The following is a 15,787-nucleotide window of genomic DNA, read 5'->3' as shown; positions in this document are numbered from 1 at the left end:
AAATAAAAGAATAATAATGGATAATTTCACAATACAGGTGCTGACTGACCAATGATGACATGACTGCATTGTAAAGGAGTAATGCCAAATGCTATAATATTCTAACAATTTAAATCTAAAGGAGTTGTAGTGAGTGGTAGAAAAAGGAAAAAGCACCGATGGTTTAATGAGACATATTAGAAATTCTCATGGAGTAGAGATCAATGGAAGCACTGAGAAACAAGCTCTACTAAACATGGGATATTATCATGGCTACAAGGCGAGTAGATACATAAAAAAAGAGTTCTAATTTGCAAAATTATAATAATTTTCAGGAAGTGAAAGCTATCTATGATTTTGATATAGAAGTAAAAACAATATTTTATCCATTACTAGTAAGAATTGAAACATCATTAAAAAATCGTTTAATTGATTATTTAGTCAAGGATGACAATTCTGATATGGAAAGTATTTATCAAAATAAATTAAATGATTATGAGGCAAAACCTGTAGGTAATAAAGAATATAAAAAATATTTAAATAAAAAATTGGAGTTACGGAACAAAATAGACAGTACTATTGCGTATAACTACTCTAAAGGACATCCGTGTATTCAGCATTTTTTCCATAGCAGTAAACCACTTCCATTATGGGCATACTTTGAAGTAACAACTATGGGTGAGTTTGGAAATTTTATCTCTTGTATGAATATTTCATATAGAATTGAATTTACTCAAGATATGAATATGCATCATACTGGTTTTAATCAGAATGGTAGAATGTTAGAAAATATAATTTTCTGTTTAACAGGTATTAGAAATGCAACAATGCATAATTCTATGATTTTTGATTGCAGATTTAATAACAGTAATTTTTCTTCTCAACTTATAAAATATTTAGAAAATTGTACAGGGATTAAAAACATTGATTTTGAAAGCATAGTAGATTTTTTAGTATTGCTTATATTTTTAATGAAGAAGCAATATACGACAAAAACAGAACTAAACCGTGTGGTATCACAGTTTGATAAGAAGAGAGAACTTCTATATACCTCTATTCCAATGAAAGCCTACAGTGAGATACTAGGAACAGATGCTAGAAAGAAAATAGAGGGGTTAAAAGAGTATATTTCAAATGGTTAGAATTTTTTTGCTTTACTCTGTATATTGCTCGTGGTACTATAAGTATACTAAATAGCGGTGTATTACTTCGGTATGCACCTAAAAAAGTCGGATGCGTCCGGCTTTTTTTCTTTGACCAAGGCAAGATTGCGAAAGTAGAAACGTCTGCTTAAATAAGAAATATAAAAATAACAGCTAATGAATCATCTGATTCGTTCGCTGTTATTTTTTTAGAAAGAACATAAATTGATTCACTTATGTAAAAAAGAAGAAACCTGAATATCCAATCGACTGATCAGAAACCTATGTATACAAGCACCTAAAAGAAACCCACAAGTGTTTACAAAAACATCGCCCAAATCAAAGATTCCTAGGTAAAAGAAATATTGAATCCATTCAACTCCTAAAACAGATAAAATGACCAAAAAACTACTCTTCCAACTTAATGGTAACATCCAGCCTAGCGGGAGAAACATCAAAAAATTAAACAGAACAATCATTGGATCGCCGGAAATCAAATCCTTCACCCATGAAAAAAGTTGAAGTTCCATCCCTCGTATCCCAATATTTTTCAAGAAAAGTAGATAAACAAGAAAAGAGAGATAGAGAAAAGAAAAAAAGATCAGCCATTCCCGATAGATTTTTCTAGTAAAAAGGCACTGGATACTGACATAAAGGGAGAGCGCAATAATTATCACTAAGAAAAAAGGAAACCAAAAATCGACAGAACCAGAAGGTGGAAAAAGCGTAATAGAATAGTAGTAGAGGTAACGCATGAAAAACCAGCGAGAAAAAAGTAGGCAAGAAAGAAGCATTAAAAAATTTAAAAATAACAACTTTGCTTTTATTTTAATCTAAAAAACCTCCTTATTATTGTTATAATCAGTTGAGATGAGCTTTATAGACGAATAGACGTCACAATAATTGTCTTTCTCACTATAAGTATACATAAAATAACTAAATATTAAAATGTGATCGCAGAATAAAATGAAGTATACGTATCTTATTGTGAAGCATTGACAAAAATAGTAGCTAACTGAAAGGAAGATATATGAATAAACGACTTTGGCTAGGTGTGTTAGTAGTAATTATCTTAGGAGGAATCGGAGGGAAAATGTACATAGATAAAAGGGAAGAAGACCGCCAAGAATTGCTGGAAATACAGAAAGATTTGGCGAATTATGTGTACAATAATTATCGGTTATATACGACGAATGATAAGGAAACTGATAGATTTACACAACAATATAGTAATGGAGAGTTGACAACAGAAGAGTATGTAGAAAAAGTTGTAAGTGTTAGGAACTATATAGATATAAACAAAATAGAATTTACTGGATATACAGTAAGTCCAATGAATTTTTTAGAAGTACATTTTAATTTGAATAGCTCTAACAAGCATATCGCAACTTTGGGAGTAAAATCTGCAGAAACAAATAAATGGCGCTATAATGTCGATATAGGTAGAAAAAAGACAGAAGACAAGTATTTTATAGAAGTAAGAGAGGTTCCTAGTGAAATAGAAATACCTACTAAAATAATTGAATATTATTACGGAGGTTTATAAAGTTGAGCATGGAGAAATTGAACTGAACACTAAAATTGGAGAAAAACAAGATTATTTAGTTATACATACCATAGATACCAATAAAGATACAATTGGTAATGAATCTAAACCAAAGAAAAACAGAACACAGGCAATGGTTGTAGCTGAACTTAAGGATTGGTAACTCAAAAAATCAATGAGATGGTGGCACGTGACAAAGAATTAGCGAATCAATTGTTCTGATATTTGCGACAAAAACGCAGAAGCGATCATTATTTACCTTTCTGCCACATTTAACTGAATAATGAAAATAAAGGAGTGTAGGCAACAGGCAAAACACTCTTTTTTGTTTTGCCTGATTCGTAATCATTTTTCTATTTTAGAAGCTGATTTACGCTCTATACAAATTTTTCATAACCTCCTTTAAATTTATATATGGAAAGATTGCAACTCGGCTCATTTTGCGTTAAAGTAGGAAGAGATTCTGTGAAACAATTAGCTGTTTCACAATGAAAGGACAAATTATGACACCAGAAGAATTTCGCCAAGTCTTGGCAGAAAAAGACATTCATTTATCCGATAAACAAATGGCGCAGTTCGACCGTTATTTTCATTTATTAGTTGAGTGGAATGAAAAAATGAATTTGACGGCGATCACTGAACGAGAAGAAGTCTATTTAAAACATTTTTACGATTCGTTGACGTTGGCGTTTGATGTTGATTTTTCAACTGGCCTGTCTTTATGTGACGTTGGTTCCGGCGCTGGATTTCCGAGTATTCCTTTAAAAATTGCTTTTCCTGAGTTACAAATAACGATTGTTGATTCCTTAAATAAGCGAATCACCTTTTTGACTGAACTGACCAATCAATTAGAAATCGATGCGTCTCTTTACCATGATCGAGCAGAAACATTCGGACAAAATCCGCAATTTCGCGCATCGTTTGATTTTGTAACCGCACGTGCAGTGGCACGTTTGAACGTATTGACGGAGCTGTGCTTACCGTTAGTAAAACAAGAGGGCTATTTCTATGCATTGAAAGCTGCGAAAAGTGAAGAGGAACTAGCAGAAGCAAAACCAGCGATTGCTCAATTAGGTGGTAAATTCATTGGAGAACAAGCGATTGAATTACCTAAAACCTCCGATAAACGCCACATTTTGATCATCCAGAAAAAGAAACCAACACCGAAGAAGTATCCAAGAAAACCTGGCTTGCCGAATAAGCAACCAATCAAGTAGGAGGAGAAGAGATGGCACAAATTATATCCGTTGCAAATCAAAAAGGCGGCGTTGGTAAGACAACGACAACTGTAAATCTAGGCGCTTGTTTAGCCAGTTTAGGTAAACAAGTGTTGTTAGTGGATATGGATGCACAAGGAAATGCAACAAGCGGAGTAGGCATTCGTAAACCTGATGTGACACAAGATATCTATGATGTATTAGTCAATGAGTTGCCAATTGCCGAAGCGACAATTGCTACTGAACATGAAAACTTGAGTATTGTGCCTGCCACTCTTCAATTAGCAGGAGCAGAGATTGAATTGACTTCAATGATGGCAAGAGAATCACGTCTAAAAAGTTCATTGGCTGAAGTCAACGAGCAATACGACTATATTTTAATCGATTGCCCACCCTCTTTAGGACACCTCACGATCAACTCATTTACTGCCAGTGATTCGATTTTGATTCCTGTGCAGTGTGAATACTATGCGTTAGAAGGATTAAGTCAACTATTGAATACCGTTCGCTTAGTACAAAAGCATTTCAACCCTGAGTTAGAAATCGAAGGGGTACTATTAACGATGTATGATGCCCGTACAAATCTAGGCAATGAAGTGGTCGAAGAAGTACGGAAATATTTCCGTGAAAAAGTGTATGACACAGTGATTCCTCGGAATATCCGTTTGTCAGAAGCACCAAGTCACGGAAAACCAATCATTGATTATGATCCGCGTTCCAGAGGGGCTGAAGTGTATCAAGCATTAGCAAAGGAAGTGGTCGATCGTGAAGAAAAGTAAAGGACTAGGTCGGGGAATCGATGCGCTGTTTCAAGATTTAGAAAATCTAGAGACAGTGAACGTGAAAGATGAGACCGTCATTCAGTTGCCACTAAATGAATTGCGTCCTAATCCATATCAACCACGTAAAACATTTGAAGAAGTATCATTGCAAGAATTAGCGAATTCGATCGAGTACTCTGGTGTCTTCCAACCAATCATCGTTCGTCGTTCTTCGGTGAAGGGTTATGAGATCATCGCAGGTGAACGACGCTTCCGTGCGTCTAAGCTAGCTGGAAAAGAAACGATTCCCGCAATCGTAAGAGATTTTGACGAAGAAGCAATGATGCAAGTTGCTGTGTTAGAAAACTTACAACGCGAAGACTTGAATCCTTTAGAAGAAGCAGAAGCTTATGAGATGTTGATGAAGAACCTGAAATTGACTCAAGCTGAAGTTGCAAGTCGCTTAGGAAAAAGCCGTCCTTACATCGCAAACTATTTACGATTATTGACGTTACCTGATTTAGTGAAAGAAATGGTCCAAGATCAACGATTGTCTATGGGGCAAGCTCGGACATTACTTGGATTGAAAAATAAACAGCTGATATTAAAGTTAGCAAATCGTGTTGTGACAGAGAATCTAACGGTTCGTCAATTAGAACAACTTGTTTCAGAACTGAATCAAAATGACGGACAAGAAAAGAAAAAAATCCCACGTTTAGCTAAGGAAAAACCGTACTATATCCGTGAGAGTGAAGATCGCTTGATGGATAAATTTGGAACAAGTGTTGCGATCCAAGAAAAGAATGGTAAAGGTAAGATTGAAATTGAATACCTTTCACAAAATGATTTGACTAGGATTCTTGATATTCTAAATATTCAATTTGATGAAGAATAAACAGAGGAGGGCATGTTATGTACGACTTACATGATATCGTAGAAATGAAAAAACCTCATGCTTGTCAAACGAACCGTTGGGAGATCATCCGAATGGGCGCTGATATTAAGATCAAATGTATGAATTGTGGTCATATCGTGATGATGACCCGTCGAGAATTTGAGAAAAAGATGAAAAAAGTACTTGAAAAAAATGTAGAGAAAGAGTGAATGAATTTATGGCATTAACTGCTGGAATTGTGGGCTTACCCAACGTAGGAAAATCAACTTTATTCAATGCAATTACAAAGGCGGGGGCAGAAGCTGCCAACTATCCTTTTGCAACGATCGATCCAAATATCGGGATGGTCGAAGTACCTGATTGGCGTTTACAACGTCTAACAGAGTTAGTAAAACCGAAGAAGACTGTACCAACAACTTTTGAGTTTACCGATATTGCAGGAATCGTAAAGGGTGCAAGTAAAGGTGAAGGACTAGGAAATCAATTTTTAAGTCATATTCGTCAAGTAGATGCGATTTGCCATGTGGTACGTTGTTTTGACGATGACAATATCACTCACGTAGAAGGACGTGTTGATCCTTTAGCCGATATCGATACGATCAATCTAGAACTTGTTTTAGCTGATCTAGAATCCGTAACGAAGCGTTACACACGTGTGGCAAAAATTGCCAAAACAAAAGATAAAGAAGCAGTTGCTGAATTAGCTGTGTTAGATAAAATCAAACCAGTTTTAGAAGACGGACGTTCTGCACGTTCCATCGAATTTACGGAAGAAGAACAAAAAATCGTTAAATCTTTATTCTTATTAACGACAAAGCCTATTTTATATGTGGCTAACGTGGCAGAAGATGAAGTAGCAGATGCAGATGCAAACAAATATGTTCAAGCAGTTCGTGATTTTGCAGCGGAAGAAAATGCAGAAGTGATTGTCGTTAGCGCCAGAGCAGAAGAAGAAATTGCGGAGTTGGACGACGAAGATAAAGCTGAGTTCCTTGAAGCATTAGGAATTGAAGAGTCAGGTTTGGATCAATTGATTCGCGCTGCATATGATCTATTAGGATTAGCGACCTATTTTACAGCAGGTGAACAAGAAGTCCGTGCGTGGACATTCAAAAAAGGAATCAAAGCACCACAAGCTGCTGGAATCATCCATACCGATTTTGAACGTGGCTTTATCCGTGCAGAAACAGTCTCTTTTGAAGATTTAGACCAATACGGTACGATGCACGCAGCGAAAGAAGCTGGACGTGTACGATTGGAAGGGAAAGATTATGTCGTTCAAGATGGCGATGTTATGTTATTCCGTTTTAATGTATAAAAAGGCTATCATACGGTGTATGTGATATGTTAAAATGTCTTTTGTGACAACCGTCAGCGTCTAAGGAGGACTGTAAATAATGGAAGCAGAACAGTTACGAGAAGTCGTAAAAGAAAATGCGCAGTTAGAAGAGCAACTAACAAAACGTAATCAACAATATATTTTTGACTTAAAGAAGTCGCTAGAAGCAGCGAATTTATCAGAAGAAGAAAAAGTAACGGCTTTGCATGATATGTTACCCGTTTTAGTATCTGAGCAAAAAGGTGGGAAAACCGCCCGCCAATTATTTGGAACGGTATCTGAAAGAACAGAAGCAATCATCAATAAACCAGTCGAAATGAAAACTTCTTCGACGCCAATGTTGATGTGGTTAGATAATACGTTACTCTTACTTGGATTATTAAGTGTGATGATCGCAATCACTGGATTGTTTTCACGTGAAACAACGCCCGCTTACGGCATCACTACGCTTGTCCTAGGTTCGGCTATTGGTGGCTGGGTGTTTTACTTGATGTATAAGTATATTTATCAATATGAGTACCCAGGTGCTGATCGTAGTAAAAAACCTGGAATGGGTAAAACTTTGTTGATCTTAGGTGGAACAACATTGATTTGGGTCATTGCCTTTTCAGCAACGACGCTATTGCCACCAATCGTTAACCCATTGCTAGATCCAGTAGTGATCATCATCATTGGTGCAGCAGCTCTTGCATTACGTTACTACTTAAAGAAAAAATATGGCATCGTCGGCAGCCTGTCTGTTCCAAGAAGATAATTCGTTGGACTTAGCCATTGATTTGTTTACGAAAATAGATATAGAAAAGAATGTGCAGCGTAATGCTGGCACATTCTTTTTTTACTTTTATTTCTAGCAATCTTACAATGACGATTATGCGATCAAAACACTCTTTTTTTACGAGGATAAAGAAATATAAATTACTAGTGTTATAATCAAACAGAAAGATTGCTTGTGTTATAGAATTAGTCAAACGATAAAGGGGGAGCGTAGATGAAAAAAGTAAAGTGGATATTTTCAATCAATGCTGACGGAGTGTTTCCTTTTGGTTATGCAGGAATCAAAACTGGACAGTTTGTTCTTGGGCATGGAAGAGCTTTCCAACAAGAACTAACGTCTTTATTGGGACCAGAAATCGAATTAGAATTTATTAGCTATAATACAAGAAACCCTGAGGCACCGTCTGCTGATTTAATTGTATACACAGATGTCGATGAAAAGTATCTTGATGAAGAGACAAAGAAAAAGGGGTTAAGTATTCCATATAAACTCTATTATTTGAATGAGATTGAAAAAATCAAAGAATCGATTGAAGCAAACGTTTGAAACAAACTTTTTCTTGAGTCTAAACAGACCAAAAACGAACGAAATAGGAATCAACAGCAAAACGAGAGGATGTTCAGATAATACTGGAACGTTCTCTTTTTTTAGGATTCACTGAGTAGTTCCTTAGAAAAGTCATGGGATTAGTAGAAGTTGTTGACTTACAAAAGAAAATCGATTATTTTAGTAGATAAACTAAACAAGAGGAGTGGTACTAAAAATGTCCAACTGGGAAACAAAGTTCACGAAAAAAGGATTTACTTTTGATGATGTCTTATTGATACCAGCAGAAAGTCACGTGTTACCAAACGAAGTGGATATGAGTGTACAATTAGCAAAAAATATCAAATTGAATATTCCTATCATCAGTGCAAGTATGGATACCGTTACTGACAGTAAAATGGCGATCGCTATGGCAAGACAAGGCGGTCTAGGTGTAATCCATAAAAATATGACAATCAGCGAACAAGCAGACGAAGTACGTAAAGTGAAACGTTCTGAAAGTGGCGTGATCATTGACCCATTCTTCTTGACGCCACAACACTTAGTTGCAGATGCAGAAGAGTTGATGAGCAGATACCGTATCAGTGGTGTGCCAATCGTTGAAACATTGGAAAACCGCAAATTAGTAGGAATTATTACAAACCGTGATATGCGTTTTGTTACAGACTTCCATATCGAAATCAGTGAAGTCATGACAAAAGAAAACTTAGTAACAGCCCCAGTAGGTACTTCTCTAAAAGATGCAGAAAAAATCTTGCAACAACATAAAATCGAAAAATTACCGATCGTTGATGACGCAGGCCGATTAAGTGGTTTGATCACGATCAAAGATATCGAAAAAGTAATTGAGTTTCCAAACGCAGCGAAAGATGAACATGGCCGTTTATTGGTAGCTGCAGCAGTTGGTGTGACGAGTGACACATTTGAGCGTGCGCAAGCTTTACTTGATGCTGGTGCCGATGCAATCGTCATCGATACAGCTCATGGACACAGTGCGGGCGTGATCCGTAAAATCCAAGAGATCCGTACAACCTTCAAAGATGCAACGTTGATTGCCGGTAATGTGGCAACAGCAGAAGCAACAAAAGCGTTATACGATGTCGGCGTGGACGTTGTGAAAGTAGGTATCGGACCTGGTTCGATTTGTACGACACGTGTCGTTGCGGGTGTAGGTGTTCCTCAATTAACAGCGATTTACGATGCCGCTTCAGTTGCACGTCAATATGGAAAAACCATTATTGCAGATGGCGGGATCAAGTATTCCGGTGATATTGTCAAAGCTTTAGCAGCTGGTGGACATGCGGTCATGTTAGGTAGTATGTTGGCAGGGACAGATGAATCACCAGGTGAATTTGAGATCTATCAAGGTCGTCGTTTCAAAACATATCGTGGAATGGGTTCATTAGGCGCAATGGAAAAAGGTTCAAAAGACCGTTACTTCCAAGGTGGTACGAATGAAGCGAACAAGTTAGTTCCAGAAGGTATTGAAGGTCGCGTAGCTTATAAAGGAAGTGTAGCGGACATTCTCTTCCAAATGATCGGCGGCTTAAAATCAGGGATGGGGTATGTTGGTTCAGCAACCTTAAAACAATTAAGAGATGACGCACAGTTCATTCAAATGAGTGGCAGTGGTCTGAAAGAATCTCATCCACATGATGTACAAATCACTAAAGAAGCACCAAACTACTCTGTAGAATCATAAGCAATTTCTTGAATCGAAAAAAGCAGCTAAGCATTCGTATAAACGAATCACTTAGCTGCTTTATTTGTTTATTTGATTACTTTTAGATTCCCCATGTAAGGAACAAGTACTTCTGGAACTGTTACAGAACCATCTTCGTTTTGATAGTTTTCAAGGATTGCCGCAACGGTACGTCCAACAGCAAGTCCAGAACCATTCAATGTATGCGCATAATGGATTTTTCCATCTGCATCTCGGTAACGGATCATTGCTCGACGTGCTTGGAAATCTTCACAGTTTGAGCAAGAACTGATTTCACGATACGTATCTTGCGCAGGAATCCATACTTCCAAATCGTACGTTTTCGCTGCTGAGAAGCCCATATCTCCAGTCGATAATGTCATGACGCGGTATGGTAGATGTAGTTTTTTCAAAATATCCTCTGCATCAGCAGTCATTTTTTCAAGTTCTTCATATGAATGTTCCGCATCAGCAAATTTTACCATTTCTACTTTATTGAATTGATGAAGACGAATCAATCCACGGGTATCACGACCCGCACTACCTGCTTCAGAACGGAAAGCTGGGCTAAGTGCAGTAAAGTAAATAGGAAGATCTTCATTCGCTAAGATTTCATTACTGTAGTAGTTCGTTAAAGGTACTTCTGCTGTTGGGATCAATGTTAAATCAGTTTCAGCTAATTGGAAAACATCTTCTTTAAATTTAGGAAATTGACCAGTACCAAACATGGCTTGGCTGTTTACAGCATAAGGTGTCATCATTTCAGTATAGCCATGTTCATAGACGTGTTGATCTAACATAAAATTATAAAGCGCGCGTTCTAAGCGAGCACCTAGTCCTTTATAATAAACAAAGCGACTGCCTGATACTTTTGCACCACGTTCAAAGTCAAGAATACCTAGATTTTCAGCAATTTCCCAGTGAGGCTTTGGTTCAAAAGCAAATTGACGAGGTTCACTCCAACGACGAGCTTCCACATTGTCGTCTTCATCTTTACCGACTGGCACAGAATCATGAGGCAAGTTAGGTAACGTTGTAGCGATTTGTTGTAATTTTTCATCGACTTCTGCTACTTCTTCATCTAATGCTTTGATTTTTCCACCGACTTCTTTCATTTCAGCAATCTTAGCAGTGGCATCTTCTTTATTACGCTTTAATTGAGCGATTTCAGCAGATACATCGTTGCGGTATTTTTTCAATTCTTCACTTTCCACCAACAATTTTCGACGAGATTCATCTAGCGCTACAAATTCAGCTAAGATTTCTTTATTAACGCCACGTGACGTCAATTTCTCTTGTACATAATCAACATTTTGACGGATCATTTTAATATCTAACATTTCTTTTCCTCCTTTTTTATATAAAAAAAACCAGCTCATCCAAAGAAATATCTTGGGACGAACTGGTTTGAGTTTCGCGGTACCACCCAAGTTCAGCCTAAAAAAGACTGCACTTGTAAACAGATAACGGCTGTTGCCGACCTTTCTTATTTCGAAAGGCACATGTTGGTGAACTGGAACTTCTAAATTATTCTTTACTGATTTGCACCGACCATCAGCTCTCTTGAAAAAAATAAAATGTACTGGGTTCACTGTTTTCTTTTATTGGTATTCTAAGAATAGCGAAAAATTTAGTTGCCGTCAATATGTTCTACTGGATTAGCCGCTAACTTTTCATTCTTTTTAAGTGGAAAATGCATGATAAAGGAAGTCCAATCTTGATCTGACTTCGCATAGATATAGCCTCCGTGTAGCGCAACGATACTTTGTGCAATCGCTAGACCAAGCCCTGTTCCACCAGTTTCCTGTGAACGAGATTCTTCTACACGATAAAATCGATCGAAGAGATTATCAAGTGCTTGCTGTGGAATCATGGCGCCATTGTTTTTGACGACAACAACGACTTCCGAACCAAGTTTTTCAATGCCAATGATGATTTTTGTAGCGCCTTTGCCATATTTTAGTGCATTGGTCAGTAGATTATTGAATACGCGGACTAACTTTTCAGTATCACCATCCATGATCAGAGAATTGATAGGCGATTCAACAAAAATCTGGATGTCCTTTTTCGAAGCTTCAAGTTCAAAATCAGCAGCCAATTGTTCCGTTAATTGAATCAGATCAAATGCAGAAAAATTAACAGGTACAGCTGGTTGCCGGACTTTTGTATATTCAAATAAATCTTCTACTAAAGATTTCATTTGCTTGGCTTTGATATAAGCTGTATGCGTGTACTTCAACAGATCTTCTTCTGTTTGGTACTGGCCATCTTCAATCAGGCCTAAATAGCCAATGATCGAAGTCAAAGGTGTACGGATATCATGACTGACGTTCGTAATCAGTTCATCCTTTGATTTTTCGATTTTACGTTCATCTTCGATCGCTGCCACTGTACTATCCACTAAGCCATTGATACTTTTGACTACACGACTGAGATCGCCACTTAATTCAAAAGGGATACGATGGTCATAATTTCCATTCGCGATATAATGCAATTCACTAATGATATGACGCAACTGCATTTGTCGGTAACGACGAATCAGACGCCAGTACAATACACCGACATCTAATAGAAAGAAAATAGGAAAAATGAAATTTCGCCCGTTCCAAAACAAATCGCTATCTAAACGTTGGGCAAAAATATTTTTTGAATCCCAAATGGCGTTCGTTAAAGAAGGCGAGCTGCTGATGATCGAGCTGATAATCACTAACATGGCAACATTTAATAGAAGCAGAAGGATGATCGTAATGATTCCTTCTGCTAATAATTCACTGATTTCTTTAGATGTCAGATTGATCCGGCGTCGTTTTTCGATCACTTTTTTATCTTGCATCAATTTTATAGCCCACTCCCCAAACGGTTTGAATGACTTTTTCTCCACCAGTTGCTTCTTCGATCTTATCTCTTAAATGGCTAACATGGACCATTACTGTTTTAGCTGAAACAATACTTTCTTGTTTCCATACACGCTCAAAGATCTCGTCGGCACTGAATACATGATTAGGATGGCTAGCAAGTAAGTAAAGAATCCCAAATTCTAAGGCAGTTAATTGGATCTCTTTTCCATCGATCGTTTTGACTTCATGTGAGTCTTTATTGATGATCAACGCATTTACTTCCAATACATCCGGTTGATCCGGTGTGACTTGCATTTTTGTGCGACGTAACAAAGACTTCACACGAGCCATGACTTCAAGAGGATTAAATGGTTTTGTCACATAATCATCTGCGCCAGCTACCAAGCCCTTGATTTTATCCATATCTGTTGTTTTTGCCGTCAACATGATGATAGGGATCTGTGATTCTTTTCTTAACTCTTTGACCACTTGCATACCGTCCATCTCAGGCATCATGATATCTAAGATAAGTAGTTCAATATCAGGAATCGTTCTTACTTTCGATAACGCTTCTTTTCCATCATAGGCTTTTACTGCTTCGTAGCCTTCATTGTGTACGTAGATACTAAGTAGTTCAACAATTTCCTTGTCATCATCTGCGATTAATATTTTCATCTATAAATCCTCCATCGATTAATGTGTTTACTCTTAATATTTTAGCAAAAAAAATGATAAATAGATAAAAGCAGCGCTTTGTTAAGGAAAATTTTAGAAGAGGAGAGTGAAGCGGCGTGAAATGTATAGAGGGGAATGGAACGAAAAGCGGCAAAAAAATGCAATGAAAAATGATAAATTAAAAAAGAACGAAGGATAAGAACGCTTACGCAATCGTGGGGGGAAAAGCGCGTATTTATTCTTTAAGTTAAAAGATGAACATTCTTGTGGTTTATCTAGTTAAAATAGTAGAATAACTCGTAAAAAACGAATGATTTTGTAGTTCTTCTTTTTAACGATCGACTATGTTAAAAATGTTGATAAATCAGCCTTTTTTTAGTTGACTTTCAAAATTGATGTTGGTATATTATTATTTGTTCGAAAGAACGGAAACAAACAAATCGATTCTTAAAATTAGTGATTGACATGTTTGTTGACACATGATAAGATAACGAAGTTGATTTTGAGTGATTCACTGATTGAAGTTAGTTTCGCAAAGAAAAAAACAAAAAAAGTGATTGACAAATAACAAACAACAAGTTATTATAAGTGAGTTGCTAAAACGACCTCGTGAAAAACGAGTTCAAAAAACTTTTAAAAAATAGTTGACAATCAATTAATGGTTTGCTAAGATATAAAAGTTGCTACGGCAATCACAAACGATAAACGAAGCAGTTGTGTTTCATTTATCACGTAGACCTTTGAAAACTGAACAAAGTAAGACAAACCAAATGTGTAGGGCGTCTTGATTCAATTCAAGACAACAAACATTTTTAACAAGCAAGCAATATGCTAGCAAACAAATTGAGCTTAACAATCGAAAGATTGTTCTAACTTTTATTATGAGAGTTTGATCCTGGCTCAGGACGAACGCTGGCGGCGTGCCTAATACATGCAAGTCGAACGCTTCTTTTTCCACCGGAGCTTGCTCCACCGAAAAAAGAGGAGTGGCGAACGGGTGAGTAACACGTGGGTAACCTGCCCATCAGAAGGGGATAACACTTGGAAACAGGTGCTAATACCGTATAACAATCGAAACCGCATGGTTTCGGTTTGAAAGGCGCTTTACGGTGCCGCTGATGGATGGACCCGCGGTGCATTAGCTAGTTGGTGAGGTAACGGCTCACCAAGGCCACGATGCATAGCCGACCTGAGAGGGTGATCGGCCACATTGGGACTGAGACACGGCCCAAACTCCTACGGGAGGCAGCAGTAGGGAATCTTCGGCAATGGACGAAAGTCTGACCGAGCAACGCCGCGTGAGTGAAGAAGGTTTTCGGATCGTAAAACTCTGTTGTTAGAGAAGAACAAGGGTGAGAGTAACTGTTCACCCCTTGACGGTATCTAACCAGAAAGCCACGGCTAACTACGTGCCAGCAGCCGCGGTAATACGTAGGTGGCAAGCGTTGTCCGGATTTATTGGGCGTAAAGCGAGCGCAGGCGGTTTCTTAAGTCTGATGTGAAAGCCCCCGGCTCAACCGGGGAGGGTCATTGGAAACTGGGAGACTTGAGTGCAGAAGAGGAGAGTGGAATTCCATGTGTAGCGGTGAAATGCGTAGATATATGGAGGAACACCAGTGGCGAAGGCGGCTCTCTGGTCTGTAACTGACGCTGAGGCTCGAAAGCGTGGGGAGCAAACAGGATTAGATACCCTGGTAGTCCACGCCGTAAACGATGAGTGCTAAGTGTTGGAGGGTTTCCGCCCTTCAGTGCTGCAGCTAACGCATTAAGCACTCCGCCTGGGGAGTACGACCGCAAGGTTGAAACTCAAAGGAATTGACGGGGGCCCGCACAAGCGGTGGAGCATGTGGTTTAATTCGAAGCAACGCGAAGAACCTTACCAGGTCTTGACATCCTTTGACCACTCTAGAGATAGAGCTTCCCCTTCGGGGGCAAAGTGACAGGTGGTGCATGGTTGTCGTCAGCTCGTGTCGTGAGATGTTGGGTTAAGTCCCGCAACGAGCGCAACCCTTATTGTTAGTTGCCATCATTTAGTTGGGCACTCTAGCAAGACTGCCGGTGACAAACCGGAGGAAGGTGGGGATGACGTCAAATCATCATGCCCCTTATGACCTGGGCTACACACGTGCTACAATGGGAAGTACAACGAGTCGCGAAGTCGCGAGGCTAAGCTAATCTCTTAAAGCTTCTCTCAGTTCGGATTGTAGGCTGCAACTCGCCTACATGAAGCCGGAATCGCTAGTAATCGCGGATCAGCACGCCGCGGTGAATACGTTCCCGGGCCTTGTACACACCGCCCGTCACACCACGAGAGTTTGTAACACCCGAAGTCGGTGAGGTAACCTTTTGGAGCCAGCCGCCTAAGGTGGGATA

The 15,787-nt window shown here is 38.4% G+C and carries 15 protein-coding genes, 1 rRNA gene, 1 pseudogene and 1 other annotated feature (1 of these 18 cut by a window edge); of the genes and pseudogenes, 13 read left to right on the top strand and 4 right to left on the bottom strand.

Annotated elements, in window-relative coordinates; all coding sequences use genetic code 11:
• Positions 1-133 precede the first annotated feature (133 nt).
• A complete protein-coding gene (locus tag IGL24_RS15275) occupies positions 134-289 on the top strand; it encodes a hypothetical protein (RefSeq protein ID WP_206856690.1) in 156 nt (51 codons plus the stop codon).
• A 1-nt stretch (position 290) separates the two neighbouring features.
• On the top strand, positions 291-1,121 hold the full coding sequence (locus IGL24_RS15270) for an Abi family protein (protein WP_206856691.1): 831 nt from the start codon (positions 291-293) through the stop codon (positions 1,119-1,121).
• A 230-nt stretch (positions 1,122-1,351) separates the two neighbouring features.
• Here the strand turns inward: IGL24_RS15270 and IGL24_RS15265 are convergent, their stop codons facing one another.
• The gene (locus tag IGL24_RS15265) at positions 1,352-1,936 is read right to left on the bottom strand and encodes a VanZ family protein (protein WP_207700465.1); all 585 of its coding nucleotides are present in this window, start codon (positions 1,934-1,936) and stop codon (positions 1,352-1,354) included.
• 215 nt (positions 1,937-2,151) lie between these two features.
• Here IGL24_RS15265 and IGL24_RS15260 point away from each other — a divergent pair, with 215 nt between their 5' ends.
• The 10 genes and pseudogenes from IGL24_RS15260 to guaB all read left to right on the top strand — a co-directional run bounded on the left by IGL24_RS15260 (position 2,152) and on the right by guaB (position 9,902).
• Entirely contained in the window at positions 2,152-2,667 is a 516-nt protein-coding gene (locus IGL24_RS15260) for a hypothetical protein (protein WP_207114803.1), read from the top strand.
• Positions 2,642-2,824, top strand: a pseudogene (locus tag IGL24_RS15255) (triacylglycerol lipase); the annotation flags it as partial. The gene IGL24_RS15260 and the pseudogene IGL24_RS15255, both read left to right, overlap by 26 nt.
• A 346-nt stretch (positions 2,825-3,170) precedes the next feature.
• Complete coding sequence (gene rsmG / locus IGL24_RS15250; protein ID WP_206856710.1) at positions 3,171-3,884, top strand: 16S rRNA (guanine(527)-N(7))-methyltransferase RsmG; 714 nt, start codon at positions 3,171-3,173, stop codon at positions 3,882-3,884.
• A gap of 11 nt (positions 3,885-3,895) precedes the next feature.
• A complete protein-coding gene (locus IGL24_RS15245) occupies positions 3,896-4,663 on the top strand; it encodes a ParA family protein (protein WP_206856693.1) in 768 nt (255 codons plus the stop codon).
• Complete coding sequence (locus IGL24_RS15240; RefSeq protein ID WP_181055239.1) at positions 4,650-5,540, top strand: ParB/RepB/Spo0J family partition protein; 891 nt, start codon at positions 4,650-4,652, stop codon at positions 5,538-5,540. Before IGL24_RS15245 ends, IGL24_RS15240 begins: the two co-directional genes overlap by 14 nt.
• 17 nt (positions 5,541-5,557) lie before the next feature.
• Positions 5,558-5,749, top strand: a complete 192-nt coding sequence (locus IGL24_RS15235; protein ID WP_010734580.1) for a DUF951 domain-containing protein — start codon at positions 5,558-5,560, stop codon at positions 5,747-5,749.
• A gap of 8 nt (positions 5,750-5,757) precedes the next feature.
• Positions 5,758-6,858: a redox-regulated ATPase YchF gene (gene ychF, locus IGL24_RS15230; RefSeq protein ID WP_206856694.1), complete on the top strand. Its 1,101-nt coding sequence runs from the start codon at positions 5,758-5,760 to the stop codon at positions 6,856-6,858.
• Positions 6,859-6,937: 79 nt separating this feature from the next.
• Positions 6,938-7,633, top strand: coding sequence for a DUF1129 domain-containing protein (locus IGL24_RS15225; RefSeq protein ID WP_429966351.1), 696 nt, complete (start codon positions 6,938-6,940; stop codon positions 7,631-7,633).
• 234 nt (positions 7,634-7,867) lie between these two features.
• Positions 7,868-8,200, top strand: a complete 333-nt coding sequence (locus IGL24_RS15220) for a hypothetical protein (protein WP_207114804.1) — start codon at positions 7,868-7,870, stop codon at positions 8,198-8,200.
• A 217-nt stretch (positions 8,201-8,417) separates the two neighbouring features.
• Entirely contained in the window at positions 8,418-9,902 is a 1,485-nt protein-coding gene (gene guaB, locus IGL24_RS15215; RefSeq protein WP_206856700.1) for an IMP dehydrogenase, read from the top strand.
• Positions 9,903-9,970: 68 nt separating this feature from the next.
• Here guaB and serS read toward each other — a convergent pair whose 3' ends face one another.
• From serS to IGL24_RS15200, 3 genes are all read right to left on the bottom strand, one after another.
• A complete protein-coding gene (gene serS, locus IGL24_RS15210; protein ID WP_207114805.1) occupies positions 9,971-11,242 on the bottom strand; it encodes a serine--tRNA ligase in 1,272 nt (423 codons plus the stop codon).
• Positions 11,243-11,292: 50 nt separating this feature from the next.
• Positions 11,293-11,507: a binding site (T-box leader), on the bottom strand.
• Positions 11,508-11,532: 25 nt separating this feature from the next.
• Positions 11,533-12,738 (bottom strand): sensor histidine kinase, encoded by a 1,206-nt coding sequence (locus tag IGL24_RS15205; RefSeq protein ID WP_206856712.1) that lies wholly within the window; start codon positions 12,736-12,738, stop codon positions 11,533-11,535.
• Positions 12,725-13,414 carry a response regulator transcription factor gene (locus IGL24_RS15200; RefSeq protein ID WP_010734587.1) on the bottom strand — a complete coding sequence of 230 codons (690 nt, stop codon included), beginning with the start codon at positions 13,412-13,414 and terminating at the stop codon, positions 12,725-12,727. The genes IGL24_RS15205 and IGL24_RS15200 overlap by 14 nt, the downstream gene beginning before the upstream one ends.
• Positions 13,415-14,291: 877 nt before the next feature.
• On the opposite strand from IGL24_RS15200, the gene IGL24_RS15195 reads away from it, so the two are divergent.
• A 16S ribosomal RNA gene (locus IGL24_RS15195) occupies positions 14,292-15,787 on the top strand (it continues 64 nt past the right edge of the window).

The sequence above is a fragment of the Enterococcus sp. DIV2371 genome, from assembly GCF_050498525.1.
In the GTDB taxonomy this organism is placed as follows: Bacteria; Bacillota; Bacilli; order Lactobacillales; family Enterococcaceae; genus Enterococcus_B; species Enterococcus_B mangumiae.
The sequence above is the reverse complement of the archived record's forward strand: the minus strand, read 5'-3'. Positions and strand labels throughout refer to the sequence as shown.

What these genes read in the sequence shown, in the direction of transcription:
- IGL24_RS15220 (WP_207114804.1), top strand. Translation starts at nt 7,868, where the DNA reads ATGAAAAAAGTAAAGTGGATATTTTCAATCAATGCTGACGGAGTGTTT.
- ychF (WP_206856694.1), top strand. Translation starts at nt 5,758, where the DNA reads ATGGCATTAACTGCTGGAATTGTGGGCTTACCCAACGTAGGAAAATCA.
- serS (WP_207114805.1), bottom strand. Translation starts at nt 11,242, where the DNA reads ATGTTAGATATTAAAATGATCCGTCAAAATGTTGATTATGTACAAGAG.
- IGL24_RS15225 (WP_429966351.1), top strand. Translation starts at nt 6,938, where the DNA reads ATGGAAGCAGAACAGTTACGAGAAGTCGTAAAAGAAAATGCGCAGTTA.
- guaB (WP_206856700.1), top strand. Translation starts at nt 8,418, where the DNA reads ATGTCCAACTGGGAAACAAAGTTCACGAAAAAAGGATTTACTTTTGAT.
- rsmG (WP_206856710.1), top strand. Translation starts at nt 3,171, where the DNA reads ATGACACCAGAAGAATTTCGCCAAGTCTTGGCAGAAAAAGACATTCAT.
- IGL24_RS15200 (WP_010734587.1), bottom strand. Translation starts at nt 13,414, where the DNA reads ATGAAAATATTAATCGCAGATGATGACAAGGAAATTGTTGAACTACTT.
- IGL24_RS15235 (WP_010734580.1), top strand. Translation starts at nt 5,558, where the DNA reads ATGTACGACTTACATGATATCGTAGAAATGAAAAAACCTCATGCTTGT.
- IGL24_RS15245 (WP_206856693.1), top strand. Translation starts at nt 3,896, where the DNA reads ATGGCACAAATTATATCCGTTGCAAATCAAAAAGGCGGCGTTGGTAAG.
- IGL24_RS15260 (WP_207114803.1), top strand. Translation starts at nt 2,152, where the DNA reads ATGAATAAACGACTTTGGCTAGGTGTGTTAGTAGTAATTATCTTAGGA.